Annotated in this window: 14 protein-coding genes; 6 read left to right on the top strand and 8 right to left on the bottom strand. The window is 37.6% G+C overall.

All coding sequences use genetic code 11. The annotated features are described in order from the left end of the window. Positions 1-99: 99 nt before the first annotated feature. The 3 genes from G7051_RS09165 to trxA all read left to right on the top strand — a co-directional run bounded on the left by G7051_RS09165 (position 100) and on the right by trxA (position 5,392). Positions 100-1,053, top strand: coding sequence for a bifunctional riboflavin kinase/FAD synthetase (locus G7051_RS09165; protein ID WP_166199778.1), 954 nt, complete (start codon positions 100-102; stop codon positions 1,051-1,053). 216 nt (positions 1,054-1,269) lie between these two features. Beyond that, entirely contained in the window at positions 1,270-5,004 is a 3,735-nt protein-coding gene (dnaE, locus tag G7051_RS09160; RefSeq protein WP_166114091.1) for a DNA polymerase III subunit alpha, read from the top strand. A 70-nt stretch (positions 5,005-5,074) separates the two neighbouring features. Further along, the gene (gene trxA, locus G7051_RS09155) at positions 5,075-5,392 is read left to right on the top strand and encodes a thioredoxin (RefSeq protein WP_166114088.1); all 318 of its coding nucleotides are present in this window, start codon (positions 5,075-5,077) and stop codon (positions 5,390-5,392) included. 130 nt (positions 5,393-5,522) lie between these two features. On the opposite strand, the gene G7051_RS09150 is transcribed toward trxA, so the two are convergent. From G7051_RS09150 to G7051_RS09115, 8 genes are all read right to left on the bottom strand, one after another. Continuing rightward, a complete protein-coding gene (locus tag G7051_RS09150) occupies positions 5,523-6,635 on the bottom strand; it encodes an ABC transporter permease (protein WP_166199776.1) in 1,113 nt (370 codons plus the stop codon). A gap of 54 nt (positions 6,636-6,689) precedes the next feature. Then, positions 6,690-7,799 carry an ABC transporter permease gene (locus G7051_RS09145; RefSeq protein ID WP_166199774.1) on the bottom strand — a complete coding sequence of 370 codons (1,110 nt, stop codon included), beginning with the start codon at positions 7,797-7,799 and terminating at the stop codon, positions 6,690-6,692. Further along, positions 7,796-8,323, bottom strand: a complete 528-nt coding sequence (locus G7051_RS09140) for an HXXEE domain-containing protein (RefSeq protein ID WP_166199772.1) — start codon at positions 8,321-8,323, stop codon at positions 7,796-7,798. The genes G7051_RS09145 and G7051_RS09140 overlap by 4 nt, the downstream gene beginning before the upstream one ends. 12 nt (positions 8,324-8,335) lie before the next feature. Next, positions 8,336-9,079 (bottom strand): ABC transporter ATP-binding protein, encoded by a 744-nt coding sequence (locus G7051_RS09135; protein WP_166199770.1) that lies wholly within the window; start codon positions 9,077-9,079, stop codon positions 8,336-8,338. Then, positions 9,079-9,990: an ABC transporter ATP-binding protein gene (locus tag G7051_RS09130; RefSeq protein ID WP_166199768.1), complete on the bottom strand. Its 912-nt coding sequence runs from the start codon at positions 9,988-9,990 to the stop codon at positions 9,079-9,081. Before G7051_RS09130 ends, G7051_RS09135 begins: the two co-directional genes overlap by 1 nt. After that, the gene (locus G7051_RS09125) at positions 9,987-10,892 is read right to left on the bottom strand and encodes an HlyD family secretion protein (RefSeq protein ID WP_166199766.1); all 906 of its coding nucleotides are present in this window, start codon (positions 10,890-10,892) and stop codon (positions 9,987-9,989) included. The genes G7051_RS09130 and G7051_RS09125 overlap by 4 nt, the downstream gene beginning before the upstream one ends. A gap of 19 nt (positions 10,893-10,911) precedes the next feature. Next, positions 10,912-12,171, bottom strand: coding sequence for a TolC family protein (locus tag G7051_RS09120; protein ID WP_166199764.1), 1,260 nt, complete (start codon positions 12,169-12,171; stop codon positions 10,912-10,914). A 63-nt stretch (positions 12,172-12,234) separates the two neighbouring features. Continuing rightward, entirely contained in the window at positions 12,235-12,849 is a 615-nt protein-coding gene (locus G7051_RS09115; RefSeq protein WP_166114064.1) for a TetR/AcrR family transcriptional regulator, read from the bottom strand. A gap of 687 nt (positions 12,850-13,536) precedes the next feature. Between G7051_RS09115 and G7051_RS09110 the strand changes: the two genes are divergently transcribed. From G7051_RS09110 to G7051_RS09100, 3 genes are all read left to right on the top strand, one after another. Then, entirely contained in the window at positions 13,537-14,277 is a 741-nt protein-coding gene (locus G7051_RS09110) for a hypothetical protein (protein WP_166199763.1), read from the top strand. A gap of 442 nt (positions 14,278-14,719) precedes the next feature. Further along, on the top strand, positions 14,720-15,625 hold the full coding sequence (locus G7051_RS09105; RefSeq protein ID WP_166199761.1) for an ABC transporter ATP-binding protein: 906 nt from the start codon (positions 14,720-14,722) through the stop codon (positions 15,623-15,625). Next, positions 15,622-16,908 (top strand): ABC transporter permease, encoded by a 1,287-nt coding sequence (locus tag G7051_RS09100; RefSeq protein WP_166199759.1) that lies wholly within the window; start codon positions 15,622-15,624, stop codon positions 16,906-16,908. The genes G7051_RS09105 and G7051_RS09100 overlap by 4 nt, the downstream gene beginning before the upstream one ends. The last annotated feature ends 90 nt before the right edge of the window (positions 16,909-16,998 follow it).

The raw sequence follows: 16,998 nt of genomic DNA, 5'->3' as shown, positions 1-16,998 counted from the left end.
TTCGGCTTGTAGGATTTACTCAACCCATCCAAATTGGATGAATCCGGGGGTATCCTTAGGCCAAAGCAATAAAAAAGGTCTGAGACCTTCAACAGTTCAATGAACTTAATAGATTCCGAACATAACAACACCCAACATCAACCTCTGGTAGCTACTATAGGTTTCTTCGACGGTGTACACACCGGTCATCAGTACCTCATAGAACAGCTTAAGGCAGAAGCTAAAAAGCAGAATCTGCCTTCGGCCGTTATAACATTTCCGGTACATCCGCGAAAAGTTTTATGCAGCGATTACCAGCCCGCTTTACTTTGTGGATATCAGGAAAAAGTAAAACGCCTTGCTACAACAGATGTAGATTATTGCATAACACTCGATTTCACCCGGGAAATGTCAACTTTGAGCGCTCGCGAATTCATTCAACAAATACTCAAAGAAAAGCTCAATGTACAAACACTGCTTATCGGTTACGATCATCGCTTTGGACATAACCGCGAAGATGGTTTCGAGGAGTATCAAAAGTACGGTAAAGAGGTAGGTATTGATGTAATACAAGCCAAAGAACTAGAAGGCGGCACACACGTCAGCTCATCACGTATACGACGTCTATTGGGCGAAGGGGATATTGCCAAAGCAAACCAACTGCTCGGATATACCTATACAATATCAGGACAGATTGTTGAAGGATTTCAGGTAGGTAGAACAATCGGTTTTCCCACTGCCAATATTAAAATCTGGGAAGATTTCAAAGTCGTTCCCGCCTTTGGTGTATATGCCGTATATGTGCTTATCGATGACGATCAATACGAAGGGATGCTTTATATAGGCAAAAGACCCACGCTTCATAATGGAGATAACATAAGTCTGGAGGTAAATATACTCGACTTCGATCAGAATCTATATGGCAAAACATTATCCGTTGAATTCGTCAAATTTATGCGTCCTGACGAAAAGTTTAAGGATCTCGAAACTTTGGTAAAGAACATAAAACAAGATAAAATTAACGTAGCCAATCTTCTTCAAAAGTTAAGAAACACTCGCAAAAGCAACTCTTAGTTAAATAATTGAGATATAGTATTGATTCTTTTCGAGTTAAAAAAGCATTGATAAAATCAATAAAATATAGGTATCTTTTTTTCGATAAAAAGGGTACCTTTATAAAATCAAACACCAATATATTTATCAATATTCGGTGATTGGATCAGAGTTATTTTAATGTATTCACCCAACAAAGCACTAAAAAGGTTTGCAACCTTTAATTCTTAAATATATATGGAACCCTTTATACATCTGCATGTACATTCTCAATACTCACTGCTCGACGGGCAGGCAAGTATTCAACGACTCGTTGACAAAGCCAAAGGAGATGGTATGAAGGCTTTAGCCTTGACCGATCACGGATCGATGTTCGGGATCAAAGAGTTTTACAACTACGTAAAGAAAAAAAACGCACCTGTATTTGCCGAAATAAAAAAAATTAAAGCGGCAATAGCCGAAGCTAAAGAAGGAAGTCCTCTTTTGGAGGAGTTGAACAAAAAGCTTCAGGAAGAAGAATCCCATTTATTCAAACCCATTTTAGGATGCGAATGTTATGTAGCCCATCGAAACCGCAAGTTAAAAGAAGGAAAACCCGATATGAGCGGCTGGCACTTAATAGTACTGGCTAAAAACCTGCAAGGCTATAAAAATCTGATCAAGATGGTTTCGCAAAGCTGGACAGAAGGCTTTTATATGCGCCCCCGTATCGATAAAGAACTACTCGAAAAATACCACGAAGGACTCATCGTATCATCAGCTTGTCTGGGAGGTGAAATTCCTAAAAAAATAACACGCGGAACCCCCGAAGAAGTAGACGAAGCCATACAATGGTTCAAGAATCTTTTCGGAGACGATTTTTACCTTGAGCTTCAACGGCATAAAACCAGTCGTCCTGATGCTAATCTTGAGGTATATCCGCTTCAGGAACGTGTCAATCAAGAGCTGTTAAAATTAAGCGTGAAGCATAACGTCAAAGTTATTGCAACCAATGATGTGCATTTTATCGGCGAAGAAGATTCGGATGCCCACGATCGTCTGATCTGTCTCAGTACAGGAAAAGATCTGGATGACCCGAAACGGATGAGATATACCAAGCAGGAGTGGTTAAAAACAACTGCCGAGATGAACGAACTGTTCAAGGATATCCCTCATGTACTATCCAACACGCTCGAAATAGCCGAGAAAGTTGAATATTACTCGATAGATTCGGATGCTTTGATGCCATTCTTTGATATTGACCCTTCTTTCGGGACGGAAGCAGATTACAGAGAAAAGTTCACAGAAACAGATCTTATCACTGAATTCGGAGACAAAGAATATCATCGCTTAGGAGGATACGACAAAGTAATCCGAATAAAACTCGAAGCCGATTACCTGAAACACCTGACAATGATAGGTGCAGTAAAACGCTACGGAGAGAATATGAATGATGAAACCCGTGAGCGTCTGGAATTTGAATTAGACGTTATGAAGACCATGGGATTCCCCGGATATTTTCTCATTGTACAAGACTTTATTGCAGCCGCTCGCAGAATGGGTGTTGCAGTAGGTCCGGGACGTGGATCGGCAGCAGGTTCTGCTGTAGCCTATTGCCTTGGAATTACCGATATCGACCCTATTAAGTATGACCTACTGTTTGAGCGTTTCCTTAATCCCGACCGTATATCAATGCCCGATATCGATATCGACTTTGATGATGATGGACGTGGAGAGGTGCTTCGCTGGGTAACAGAAAAATACGGACAAGAAAGGGTTGCTCACATTATCACATATGGGACTATGGCAACCAAATCGGCAATCAAAGACGTTGCCCGTGTTCAAAAGCTACCACTAGTACAATCTAACTACTTAGCGAAACTAGTTCCGGATAGAATACCCGATAAAAAGAAGGTAACCCTTAAAGATGCCATCGAATATGTACCCGAATTAAAGCAGGCTTCAAACAGTACGGATCTCATTATGCGCGACACGATGAAATACGCACAAATGCTCGAAGGTAACGTACGTAACACCGGAGTGCATGCCTGTGGGGTTATTATTGGGCAAACTGCTATTTCGGATACAGTTCCCGTAAGTACTGCCGAAGATAAAGAAACAGGAGAAACGATGTTGGTGACCCAGTATGAGGGATCGATTATCGAAGAAACGGGACTTATCAAGATGGACTTTTTGGGTTTAAAAACCCTTTCGATTATAAAAGAAGCTCTCGAAAATATAAAGCAGACTACAGGAGAAGATGTAGACATCAGTACTATTTCGCTTGAAGATGCTAAGACATACGAATTATATAGTCAGGGAAAGACAACGGGTACATTCCAGTTTGAGTCTGCCGGTATGCAAAAATACCTCAAAGAACTTCAGCCAAGTAAGTTCGAAGACTTAATTGCCATGAATGCCCTGTATCGTCCCGGACCGATGGATTACATTCCTTCGTTCGTTGCACGTAAACATGGACGTGAAGAAATAGCCTACGATATACCGATTATGGAACGGTATCTTGACGATACGTATGGTATTACGGTGTATCAGGAACAGGTCATGCTTTTGTCTCGTCTATTGGCCGACTTTACTCGTGGTCAGTCCGATGAGTTACGTAAGGCGATGGGTAAAAAGCTCATCGACAAGATGAATGCCCTAAAGGAGAAATTCTTAGCAGGAGGAAAGAAGAACGGACATGCCGAAAAAACGTTGAACAAGATATGGGCTGACTGGGAAAAGTTTGCATCATACGCTTTCAACAAATCGCATGCAACCTGTTATTCGTGGATAGCTTATCAAACAGCATGGCTCAAGGCCAACTATCCATCCGAATATATGGCAGCTGTTCTATCTCGAAACTTGTCGAATATCACGGAAATCACCAAGTTTATGGATGAATGCAAGTACATGGGAATGAATGTACTTGGTCCGGACATAAACGAATCATATCTTAAGTTTTCGGTAAATAAAGCAGGTGATATACGCTTCGGAATGGCTGCCATAAAAGGAGTGGGCAGTGGAGCGGTGAATGATATTATCAAGGAACGAACTCTCAATGGTCCTTATAAAACTATATTTGATCTAGTAGAACGTGTAAATCTATCCTCTTGTAACAAGAAGAATATAGAGTCACTCGCTCTTGCCGGAGCTTTCGATAATTTCCCGGAAATTACCCGCGAACAGTTCTTTGAAACAAACGCTAAAGGTGAAACTTTTATAGACCAGCTGGTTCGTTACGGAAATATGTATCAGATCGATAAGGCACAAGCGACTAATTCACTTTTCGGTGGAGATGATATTGTTTTGCCTACTCATCCTGAAATTCCAAAAGCAGAAAAATGGTCAGATCTGGAACGTTTAAATAAAGAGCGTGAATTGATTGGTATTTACTTATCAGCCCACCCTCTTGACGAATACGCCATAGCACTTAAATATGGCTGCAATGTTGGGATGGCTGACATTGAGGACAAGGAAGCTCTAAGAAACAAAGAAGTAACATTTGGAGGGTTGGTATGTGCTGCCAGAGAAGGCATTACCAAGAATGGTAAACCTTATATGATCATCAAAATCGAAGATTTTACCGGAAGTGGAGAAATCCCTTTGTTTGGAGATGATTACATCAACTTTAGCAAATACGGGCGTCTCGGACTTTATGTATATGTAAAAGCACGTGTTCAGGGACGAAGATTTAATGAAAATCAGCTCGAACTTAAAATCGTATCGATTCAGCTACTTCCTGATGTGAAAGATCAGGTTATTGAGAAGATAACCATAACATTGCCTATCCACGAAATGAATGCTCAAATGGTAGAAGAGCTTTCAACTCTGACTAAAAACAATGTGGGTAATTCATTGTTATATTTTGAGATTGTCGATGGTGAACGGAATATGAAAGTTGAACTCTTTGCCCGGGGTCTTAAAATTAATATACGCAAGGAATTAATTGACTATCTGGAAGAAAACGAAAACATCGTATTCAAGGTAAATTGATTTTCCGTATCTCAGAGACTTTGGTTATATTTGTTATAAAATTAAACGAAACATAATAAACATTAGTAGTATGGCACTTGAAATTACAGATGCAACTTTTGAAGAAGTTTTAAAATCAGACAAATTAGTCGTGGTTGATTTTTGGGCAGAATGGTGTGGCCCATGTCGCATGGTAGGTCCAATCGTAGAAGAATTGGCTGTTGACTATGCAGACAAAGTAATAGTAGGAAAAGTAGATGTTGATAACAATGACGAGATTACATCTAAATTTGGAATCCGCAACATTCCTACCATTCTATTTTTCAAGAACGGAGAAATAGTTGACAAACAAGTTGGAGCAGCTCCAAAATCGGCTTTAGTAGAAAAAATTGATAAGCAATTACAGTAATTTATATTAAGCTGTGGCAAGTATAATTACAACTTAGAGTTACAATTAAATTATGCTGTATCAGATAGCTAATGCTACTCAAATAAAAAAGCGACTAATTAATTAGTCGCTTTTTTATTTGAGCGTTAATCTAATTATTCTTTCTATAACTAATCACTGCCCAACCGTTAAAAAAGACAGCGAAGCAACCCAAAGCAACCATCTGCATAGTAAGGTCTGCAATACCGCTCCCTTTTAAATAAACCATTCTCATGACCTGTATAAAGTACTTCAAAGGATTAAATGTAGTAATAGTTTCTGCCCATTGAGGCATGCTCGAAATCGGAGTAAAAAGACCACTCATCAGAATAAAAATCATAATAAAGAAAAACATGACAAACATAGCCTGCTGCATTGTATTAGAATAGTTGGAAATAACCAGCCCCAACCCTGAAACCACCAGAATATATAAACTGGCAAAAAAGTAAAGTGTAACCAAACGCCCCGCAGGCACCAAGCCATATACCGTAGCCGCCAGAGTTATACAAAGAGTCAGAGCCAAAAGCCCAACAGTCCAGTAAGGAATAAGTTTAGCCAAAATAAAGGTAAGTTTATTAACAGGTGTAACATTCATCTGTTCGATAGTGCCTGTTTCTTTTTCGCCTACAATATTCAATGCCGGTAAAAAACCGCATAGCATAGTCAAAAGCGTAACCATTATTGCAGGAACCATAAATACTTTATAATCCAGATGAGGATTAAAACGATTTTGAGGCACAATATTTATTACAGGCAAAGTCGCCATCAGGGGAGACTGCTTCCACTCATCTCTTATTTCGGTCGCATAATCCTGTAATATAGCAGACAGATAAGCTGTACCTAAGCCACCTTTCATTCCATTTACCGCATTAGCAGAAATCATAACATTAGTTACTCCTTCTTTAATCAAATGTTTCTCGAAATTGGGCGGAAGCTCTAAAATTATATCAGCCTTATCGGACTCTAAACTTTGTAGAGCTTCTTCATTGGACGCCGATACATTTGTCAGATTAAAATATCCCGAAGCTGTTACTTTCTGTATCAGACGTTCAGAATAAACACTATGATCATTATCCACAACACTTAAACGCAAGTTTTTTATTTCCTGATTAGCAGCCCACGGAAATACAAGCATCATCATTAGAGGCATAGCAATAATCATTCTGGGAAGAAATGAATTCCGGAGAATCTGCTTAAATTCTTTTTCTAATAGAAATTTTATCATGATTAAATCAACTTAAGTTATCGGCTATCGAAGCAACAAGAAAGGGCTGTGACCTTAATCAAGCCTTGTCTTGAAATTTTTGAGACTTACCAGTATTAAAAAAACGAACATCCCCAACAGAACGGACAGTTCTTTATATACAGCAGTGATGCCCAGTCCCTGTATCATTAATTTTCTTACCGCTGAGATATACCATTTTGCGGGAATGATATCCGATACCCATTGCAGAATGACAGGCATACTTTCGATAGGAAATATCATTCCCGACAAGATCATAACAGGAAGTATCATCCCCATACCCGATACCAGCATAGCAGCAACTTGCGTCTGAGCAATAGTCGAAATGAGTATACCCAACGATAATGCCACCATTATAAAGAGTAAAGAAATGCCGATCAGCGAATAAAAATTTCCCGTTACCGGCACTTTCAAAATATAAACAGATAGCAAAAGTATTGTGGTGAGATTTACCATGGAGATTACAAAATAGGGTATTGCTTTCGCCACAATGATATAGATAGGTTTCACAGGCGAAGCCAATAATATTTCCATAGTACCGGTCTCCTTTTCCCGGACAATAGAGATAGAAGTCATCATAGCACAGATCAACATAAAGATCAGCCCCATTACTCCGGGTACAAAATTGTATGCACTTTTAATCTGTGGATTATAAAGCATCCTCACCTCAGGCTTTATTTGAATCGGGATTTTAGTCCCTTCTAAAAGCTCTTGTTGATAAGAGTTTATTATGTTAGTAGCATATCCTGTAAGAGTTGTAGCCTGATTGGGATCTGTAGCATCTGCAATCAACTGAACGGATGCCTCACCTGTATGCAGGAGGTTTTGATTGAAATTTTCATCGAATACAATAACCAGATTTATATTATGATCTTTTTTAAAAATCGAATTAATTTCATCCGGATTATTCAGCATCTTTACTACATGAAAATACTTGCTGGCATCCAACCGATTGATTATACGCTCAGTTGAAATATCTTTCGAGGGATCAAATACTGCCACCTGTACATTACGCACCTCGGTTGTTATGGCAAAACCAAACAGGAGCATCTGTATAATGGGAATACCCAATATAATCATCATAGTTCGTGTATCACGAAATATATGATAAAACTCTTTTTTTACAAATGATAGAAATTGTTTCATTCAATTGATATTTTTTTATCGAACTTCTCTGCAAGAAAATGAGCGAAGAGGAGATTTAACACCATAAAAATGACTCCTGCCAATGACAGCAAAATAATTTCGGATACAGTAAATAAATGACTCCTCAATACGATTATAAATCCCCATATACAATATGGTATAGCAAGTATGGCAGTGACTATGGCAGGTATATATCTTTTCAGTACCATCCATTGAATAATATGGATAAACAGATGAATAAAAAATGCCATGAATACTGCCAGCCAGATACTATAATAGTCAAAATAAAAAGCTGCAAAAGTAATTATGCTCAACAATACAAATTCCTCAAAAACAGCGACGGAAAATGCAGCAACAGACAATGCTTCCATACGTGGCAATAAACGTTTTGCTAAGAATGGAAAACGCTTTTTCAAATAGCGACTATTCTTATTAACCCATGGTTTGAAGAAAATTATTTCCTCAAAGTCATGTATCATAAATACAATGGGCAATAAACAAACTACTATTTGAAATTCGTTCATATTTAGGCTCGTTTAGTTATCCGATCGTGTTGCTTTTCTGGCTAATTGCTGAAATACCTCATCCATACTATCTGCTCCGAATTGGAGTTTTAAATTTTTAGGGGTATCCAAAGCTTCAATTTTACCATCCACCATAATTGATACGCGGTTACAATATTCGGCCTCGTCCATATAATGAGTAGTAACAAAGGCTGTAATGCCTCTGTCGGTCGCCGCATAAATAAGCTCCCAGAACTGCCTGCGGGTTACAGGGTCAACGCCTCCTGTAGGCTCATCTAAGAATACGACTTTAGGTTCATGAAATATAGATACAGAGAAAGCCAGTTTCTGTTTCCAGCCCAGAGGCAATTCTCGAACGAGCGTATTACGCTCCGTCAGAAAGCCCAACTCATCTAATATTTCATCTGTTTTTGAGGCTATAAGCTTTTCTTTCATCCCATAGATTCCTCCAAACAGGCGGATATTTTCCCAGACCTTTAGGTCTTCGTATAAAGAGAACTTCTGACTCATGTAACCGATATTTCTCTTCACTTTCTCAGATTCTTTCTCAATATTATATCCCGCTACAAAGCCTTTGCCCGATGTTGGATGACTCAATCCGCACAACATACGCATAGCTGTGGTTTTCCCGGCACCGTTAGCACCCAAAAAACCGAAAATCTCACCCTTATCAACGCTGAACGATATATTATCGACAGCCGTGAATGTGCCGAATTTCTTAGTCAGGTTTTCAGTATATATTACAGATTCATTCATCATTTTGCATTTTGTGCCAATTGCATATAACAATCCTCGATATTGGGTTTAATTGCATATATTTCTATTTCCTGATGACCTTTCTCTTGTAGATATTCTTCTAAATCGACCATTTCAAGCTCATCTTTGACGGTTATATGATGCACTTCACCAAAAGTAAAACAGGTTTTGATACCATTGTACTGTCTCAGATCATTGAGTAGTCTAAACATCTCGTTGCTTTTTACTGCCCAAAGCTTTTCGGGAAATCTTTCTATGATATTGTGTGGTGTATCGACCTGAAGAAAAGATCCTTCTTGAATCAAAGCAATACGATCACACAACATAGCCTCATCCATATACGGCGTGGAGACCAGAATCGTTATATTTTGCTCTTTCAATTTACGGAGCATCTCCCAGAATTCTTTTCGCGAAACAGGATCGACCCCAGTTGTCGGCTCATCCAGAAACAGAACGGTCGGTTTATGAATTAAAGCACAGCTGAGTGCCAGCTTTTGCTTCATTCCGCCTGATAGTTTTCCCGCCCGACGATCTTTAAATGGCTCTATTTGACTATAAATATCTTTGATCAGATCATAATTCTCTTTTATTGTCGTATTGAAAACAGTTGCAAAGAATTCGAGATTCTCCTCTACCGTTAAATCCTGATAGAGGGAAAATTTTCCGGGCATATACCCTATCCTACTACGGATTTGCTTGTAATCTTTAACAATATCCAAGCCATCAACCGTGGCTGTTCCACTTTCAGCCAATAAAAGTGTGGTAAGAATACGAAACAAGGAGGTTTTACCGGCTCCATCGGGACCGATAATACCGTATATCTCTCCCTGCTCAACCTCAAAGCTAATGTTATTCAAGGCTTGGATATCGCCGTACTTCTTATTTATATTTTGTACTGAGATTGCAATCATGGATTTAACAGCTTTATCTCGCCATACATTCCCCTTTTGATATAACCATCGTTCTTAACGGCTATTTTTACGGCATACACCAGATTGGCACGTTCGTCACGTGTTTGTATTGTCTTTGGCGTGAATTCGGCTTTATCAGATATCCACTCCACCGTACCCGTGTATTCTTTTCGATCTGCTTCGCCCAAATCTGAAAATACCTTCACCGTCTGCCCCACTTTCAACTGCGTTAACTGGCTTGCTGTAATATAAGTACGGAGAATCATATTTTCGATATCACCCACTTTGAATAAGGCTTTACCCTGTACAGCCAATTCGCCTTGCTCCGCATATTTAGACAGTATAGTTCCTTTTATAGGGCTCTTAATTACCGATTTTGCTATCTGATCTTCCAACTGGGCAACCTGTATCTGCATAGAAGAACTTTCTTCGGAGACTCCTCTGTTGGAGTTCATCAATACTTCGGTCTGTGCAGCCAATTGTTTTTCCAGATAAAGAATCTGTGCATTGATATCGTCCAACTGCTTTTGATTGGCAGCATTCGATTTTATCAGATTTTCGAAACGTGTCCGTTCTTTCTTCTGAGTTATGATCTGTTGTTGTATCGCTGCAATTTGTCGGGGGACATCGGTTTGTTTACTTTTCACCGCCTGATTACTAGCCAACAGTTGCATCTTCTTGAGGTAAAGCTGCGTAGTGTCAATATATCCTAAAGGCACATCGGGATTTACAATCTGACCTTCTTCCAGATTCAATTCTAATATTTTGCCATTAGCTTCCGCTGAAACAATCACTTCTGTAGTTTCGAATATTCCCGAAGCATCATAATCTCCGTTTTTGCTACCACAGGCTACGCATAAAAATGTTATGGCTAAAAGGAATGTTGTTTTTATAGTTCTCATATATTTCAGTCTTAACCGTTCAATTATTTGTTGTATACTTCAGATTATAAATGGATAGTAAAAGTTCCACCTCGTGCTGAATTTTATCTTGCTTCGCCAAATCCTCTGCATTTATTTCGCGCATAAGATCTGTTACGGTGAGCATTCCGTTTGCCACTTTTACTTCTGCCGCTTTCTTTACATTATTGCGGAGGGTTATTATTTCATCATCATATTTTAATAGATCTCTGTTTTTCTTAATTTCGCTCTGCTCTTGTGTTACTTGCAGATTGGTATTAAACAGAAATGTTTCTTTCTCGGCAGCAAGCGAACTTTGGCTGGCTTCTATAATTCTGCGGTCATTTTTTTCGGTATATAATCCGCCGAAATTCCACGACAAACGAACCCCTCCTATATAATAGGCAGCAAACTTATCCTCCAGCATATTCAAACCGGGTCTACCATATCCGCCTGTTGCAAACACACCCAACTTAGGCATATATCCGGTCTTTATTAATTTCTTTTGTGTTTCAAGATCAGTTTGTTGTGCCTCGAACAAACGCAATTCAGGACGTTCGATTTGTCCCGTTATCAACGGAGTACTTGTATTCGGTTTCTCCATGATCACATTCTCGTCAATTGGTTCACCAATTAGTGCAGCCAGCATATCTATATATGCTTTCCTGTTCGACATCAACTGTGTCTGAATTTGTATTGATTTCAATTGCTCTACTTTTATGGCATCCAAATCCGACTGATTGGCAACTCCATTCTGAATATAACTAGATATGAGATTAAAGTTCCGTTCAAGTTCGTCTCGAAACAATTGGTTCTGTTTAATCTTTCCATCAAGCAAAAGAATACCGAAGTACAACTGATTGACCCTATCATTTATCGAATACAGATTTACTTCGAGCTGTTTTAAGGCTACTTCAGAAGTTGTCTTTGCCATTTCCTTTTTAGAACTGATAACTCCTCCATCCCAGATCGTTTGGTTTACATCCAATGTAACTCCGTACTGGTCTTGACTCAATGGTCTTATATTAACTCCCGGCACAGATATGGGCAAATGCGGAACATCCGATTGATAAGTGGCTTTTGCCGACATCGAGAACTGAGGCAAATAACCTTTACCTGCATTAGACAGGTTATAGTCTTTGGTTTTCTCTATCAGACCATACCTCTTAATCAAAGGATAGTTCTTCTTTGCTTTTTCGTGGCACAGCTCTATAGTCAATTGACAATATGCAACCGAATAGCCACTTAGCATAATGCACAAAACAAGTAATATTCTCTTCATATTATACATTCTATTTTCAAACACTTCTGTTTAACAAAATTGTTAGTTTAGTTATAAAAAAAATCAGATTTTCAATCCATTTATAATAAATTGAATATTATTCTCTCTTCTTTGTTTCAAAAGCTTCTCCACTTCATTATTGTTTCTTTTTATAATCTGCAACAAAGGCATCGCTAAAAATGTAATCGCATTCAGTGCAATTATATTCATTAACAGTTCGGTAGGGCGAATAAAACGAATAGTTCCATTTTCCACTTCAGCATCTATTCCATCCTTCAATCTTTTCACTATCCCTTTCAGTTTAGGAAATACGCTTTGAACCAGCATTTTCTTTCGTCTGTCATTCGTGATTATTTCTCCATAAACAAAGAATAACAACCGTGGATTGGCAGCAATAAAATCGAAATGAGTACCTATAGCTAATTTTAATTGGTCGAAAAAAGATAAATCCTGATTAAATGATTGTGAGAATGATTCTGCCAGAATACGTATCTTTTGCTGAAAAACCATTGTAAATAAGTTTTCCTTTGTCCTGAAATAATAATGAATCATTGCATGATTAACCCCGGCACGCTTGGCAATTGCAGTAGTCTTTGCTCCGGCAAATCCTTTCTCCAAAAATTCTTGCTCTGCTGCTTCGAGAATTGTTTGTTCAGTCGTTATATCTTTCTTTTCCATTATCAACTTTTCTGTTTAACAAGATTGTTAACTGTGCAAATATAAAAATAATATTTCAAACTGACCTTAGAGTATTACCGTTTTTGTCAGTATAACAAAGAATGGCTAGCAACTTGGTTTACAACATGCTGTTTGTGAGTTCGAAAGATAATATTTTAGACAAATTAACAGTAAAAAAATTATATTTTAACAAAAAAATATCGAGAAAAAATCTACATTTGCACCTCAAAACTCTGGGGAAAAATCCAAAAACTTTTTTACAGTTTTGGTAAAAGCATACACACTAAATGTATTTATGCAAACGACACTAACCATCTATAATTAATTTATTTATAAATTCGGTGAAATTGTGAGAGATATTTTTTAGGTTTGATTTCTAACGATTTGTATTCCGATCTGTATATCACGGAATTAGAGCAACAATAGCTTGATTAAATTCCACACACTTTTATATGGCAATAGCTACTTAAAATAAATACCCGTAATTTTTTTTCGGGAGATTATTTTGTGTTCGCATGTTTACATCGGATATGGCTTAGTTATGTAATCTAGCTACTGCTTTTTCTCAAATTTATAGGTTATCCACCCCAGAGACTATTTACAGTCTAGACAACAACACTGCCTAAATATTATATGCTGTTGTTTGATTTATTATTTGTCAAACTATTTAATTTTCTAAAATCATTTATGATTAAAAAAGCTTTATTTATTTTAATTTCTTTTTCCTTGGGATCTTCATACGCCCAAGTTGGAATCAATACTGAAAGTCCTACAGCCGCCTTACACATTGAAGGAGATTTAATTATTAAAAACACATCTCCCAAAAGTGCGAACAATGCTAATCTCAAATCCTTATTTGTAGATCCTGAGGGTCATGTTGTAAGATCAGTCGCAACCCAAGCTACCAGCCCCATTCTTGCTATTCAGACCAACAGGCTAATGCTGAATAGTTCTTCCGACCCTAACACATTAACTGCTTTTAATGATGGATCTCGTCAATCGTTTGATTTCATTGCATCCGATATTTTAATAAACAATTTGGGGATAAATATACAAAATGGCTATATAAGGATTGCCGAAACCGGAATATATCAGATAAGTTCTTTGATTAATTATGTATTTGGAACGTCTACAACGGGTAGCAATGTTTTTATAAATATATCTTTACAAAAAAGCTCTAATAATGGAGGTACATGGTTCGATGTAGTAGGATATAGACCTATATTTACTATTAATTGGACTACCGGGCAAAGTACTCCGGCGATTCTTCCTACTGTTATTGCCTCATTGTCCCAAGGCGATTTGCTTCGCTATTCATTCTATAGAACCCGATCCGGAACAACCTTGCAAGGCAGCCCGATCACCTTTCTTAGTATAGATGCAGTTTACTCGACACCTTCTGCTTCGATATCCATAGTTAAGCTTTAAAAATATCCTATTTATTTTTAACCTTCCCTGATCAAAGGGAAGGTTAAAAACGATATTACCCCATAACTGGAAAACACATTTTAAAGTATCTTTTATCTGATCATTTTATCTAAAACTCCTATTTAAGTTTCCCATAACAATTATCGGTCTAGTTTATTGTTTACATAAAGAGTCTGCTTAAATTTTATAGAAGTAATTTTGATTATTTCTTCAGAGTTGTTATACTTAAACGGATAATAAAAAATTCGAAGACCTTAACCTGAAGACAGTGTTCGTTAATTATCTGTTAGTCTCGCAAATTTATACTTTATAATCTGGAATAATAAATTAATTTCGTAATCTGACAGTTTAAACAACAAATCAACATTAAAAAGATTAATACCGATGTGATTTTTTCACAGAACGTACCACTAATTATATAGAAACAACACCTTAACAAAATATGATATACCTAGAAGCCAGAAATATAATTAAGCAATATGCAAGCCATAGAGCACTCAACGATGTAAGCATACAAGTACCCAAGGGTAAAATCTATGGGTTACTGGGTCCTAACGGAGCCGGGAAAACAACTCTGATACGGATCATAAACCGAATTACAGCACCCGACAGCGGTGAAGTTTTCCTCAATGGCAGAGCATCCCTTCCTTCCGATATATATAATATCGGCTATCTTCCCGAAGAGAGAGGTCTCTATAAAAAGATGAAAGTAAAAGAACATGCTTTATTCTTAGCCGAGCTTAAGGGGTTAAAAAAACACGAAGCCAACCGAAGAATAGATGAATGGTTTGAGAAATTCAACATTACTTCATGGAAAGATAAAAAAGTCGAAGAGCTGTCAAAAGGTATGCAACAAAAAATACAGTTCATAACGACAGTGATTCACGATCCTGAATTACTGATACTGGACGAACCTTTCAGCGGATTCGATCCTGTTAATGCCGAACTATTAAAGAAGGAAATACTCGAATTGAAAGAAAAAGGAAAAACAATTATTCTTTCAACCCATAACATGGAGTCGGTCGAAGCCCTTTGTGACGAAATTACACTCATCAATAAATCGCAAGTCGTATTACAGGGAAATGTGAAGGAGATTCGAAACAAATACAAAAAACACGTTTTCACCGTCACTGTAAGTGGAAACGATTTTAAACTCCCTTCCGAATTATTTTTGTTGGAGTCTAAAGAGTCTAATTTTGAAACTACCAAAGTAAGAATCAAAAAATCAGCACAATCAACTAACTCCGAAATTCTCAGGGAAATCACCAACAAATACGAAGTACTCTCTTTTGAGGAAGAACTGCCATCTATGAACGAAATATTTATTCAAACAGTTACAGCACTATGAACGCATTAAGTATTATAATAAAGAGAGAATATCTTTCACGAATAAAAAAGAAGTCATTTGTGGTACTCACCATCTTAATGCCACTTCTTATGGCTGCATTAGTATTTGTTCCCCTGTTGTTATCAAACATAAAAGATTCTGAGACCAAACGGATAGCGGTAATTGATAACACCGGAAGATATGCTTCTCACTTAAAATCATTCGATCATTACACATTCGAAATAGTAGGAGGTAATCAGGAGGATAATTTAAAAACGAAAGTAGGAAAAGACTTATTCGGAATACTCGAAATAACCGGCGACTTAACAGAAAACTCTGCTGCTGCGACTTTTGTTTCCGAAAAACAAGTTCCTTTAGATCTACAAGGCTATATCAACAATACGCTTTCGGAGATTGTAAAATCAGACAAAATAAATCTTCTGGCACAAAAGGCAGATATAGGTACCCAAGTAATGGTTGATATACGCCATGTTATTGAGACCTCAGGAAATATAAAAGTAACAACACTGAGATGGAGTGAGGATGGCTCGGAGAAAGAAACATCTACTGATATTGCAGCGGCTGTCGGAGGTATTTTCACATTCATCATGTATCTGTTTATACTTATGTACGGAACAATGGTTATGCAGGGAGTCGTTGAAGAAAAAAGCAATCGCATTGTCGAAGTTATGATTTCGTCGGTACGTCCTTTCGATCTGATGATGGGTAAAATCATCGGAATAGGACTTACCGGTATTACTCAGCTATTCATTTGGTTTGGAATCTTTGCAATTATCCTGGGACTAAAAAACACTCTATTTCCGGCTGCCGATATCCAGAATATATCTTCTCAACTAGGTAATATACAGATGCTATTTTCGATAAACTGGATCGAAATCATTATCTATTTCTTACTTCTTTTCATCGGAGGATATCTTATCTATGCATCGCTTTTCGCCATGTTCGGTGCAGCAGTAGATAATGCACAAGATACGCAACAGTTTGTTATGCCTATAACGCTCATATTTATGTTTTCTTTTTATGTAGGCATATATAGCCTACAAAATCCGGATGGCCCACTTGCTTTCTGGTGCTCAATGATACCACTGACATCTCCTATCGTAATGATGGTGCGTATACCTTTCGAAATTCCTTTATGGGAAAAAATCCTATCTATAGTCATATTATATGTAAGTATTTTCTTTGTAGTAAAGTTTGCGGCAAAAATTTACCGTGTAGGAATCCTTATGTATGGAAAAAAACCAACTATCAAAGAACTTATTAAATGGTTCTCTTATAAATAAAAATCACTAATCTTTTGATTAAGGTCACAGACCTTTTTATTACTTTGACGAGTATTCCAACTTAAAAAATGCCCGACAGAATCGTTCGGG

Source organism: Dysgonomonas sp. HDW5B (assembly GCF_011299335.1).
GTDB lineage: Bacteria > Bacteroidota > Bacteroidia > Bacteroidales > Dysgonomonadaceae > Dysgonomonas_A.
The sequence above is the reverse complement of the archived record's forward strand: the minus strand, read 5'-3'. Positions and strand labels throughout refer to the sequence as shown.

Bases quoted from the DNA above. Each gene is read 5' to 3' on its own strand.
- G7051_RS09165 (WP_166199778.1), top strand. From the start codon at position 100: ATGAACTTAATAGATTCCGAACATAACAACACCCAACATCAACCTCTG.
- dnaE (WP_166114091.1), top strand. From the start codon at position 1,270: ATGGAACCCTTTATACATCTGCATGTACATTCTCAATACTCACTGCTC.
- trxA (WP_166114088.1), top strand. From the start codon at position 5,075: ATGGCACTTGAAATTACAGATGCAACTTTTGAAGAAGTTTTAAAATCA.
- G7051_RS09150 (WP_166199776.1), bottom strand. From the start codon at position 6,635: ATGATAAAATTTCTATTAGAAAAAGAATTTAAGCAGATTCTCCGGAAT.
- G7051_RS09145 (WP_166199774.1), bottom strand. From the start codon at position 7,799: ATGAAACAATTTCTATCATTTGTAAAAAAAGAGTTTTATCATATATTT.
- G7051_RS09140 (WP_166199772.1), bottom strand. From the start codon at position 8,323: ATGAACGAATTTCAAATAGTAGTTTGTTTATTGCCCATTGTATTTATG.
- G7051_RS09135 (WP_166199770.1), bottom strand. From the start codon at position 9,079: ATGAATGAATCTGTAATATATACTGAAAACCTGACTAAGAAATTCGGC.
- G7051_RS09130 (WP_166199768.1), bottom strand. From the start codon at position 9,990: ATGATTGCAATCTCAGTACAAAATATAAATAAGAAGTACGGCGATATC.
- G7051_RS09125 (WP_166199766.1), bottom strand. From the start codon at position 10,892: ATGAGAACTATAAAAACAACATTCCTTTTAGCCATAACATTTTTATGC.
- G7051_RS09120 (WP_166199764.1), bottom strand. From the start codon at position 12,171: ATGAAGAGAATATTACTTGTTTTGTGCATTATGCTAAGTGGCTATTCG.
- G7051_RS09115 (WP_166114064.1), bottom strand. From the start codon at position 12,849: ATGGAAAAGAAAGATATAACGACTGAACAAACAATTCTCGAAGCAGCA.
- G7051_RS09110 (WP_166199763.1), top strand. From the start codon at position 13,537: ATGATTAAAAAAGCTTTATTTATTTTAATTTCTTTTTCCTTGGGATCT.
- G7051_RS09105 (WP_166199761.1), top strand. From the start codon at position 14,720: ATGATATACCTAGAAGCCAGAAATATAATTAAGCAATATGCAAGCCAT.
- G7051_RS09100 (WP_166199759.1), top strand. From the start codon at position 15,622: ATGAACGCATTAAGTATTATAATAAAGAGAGAATATCTTTCACGAATA.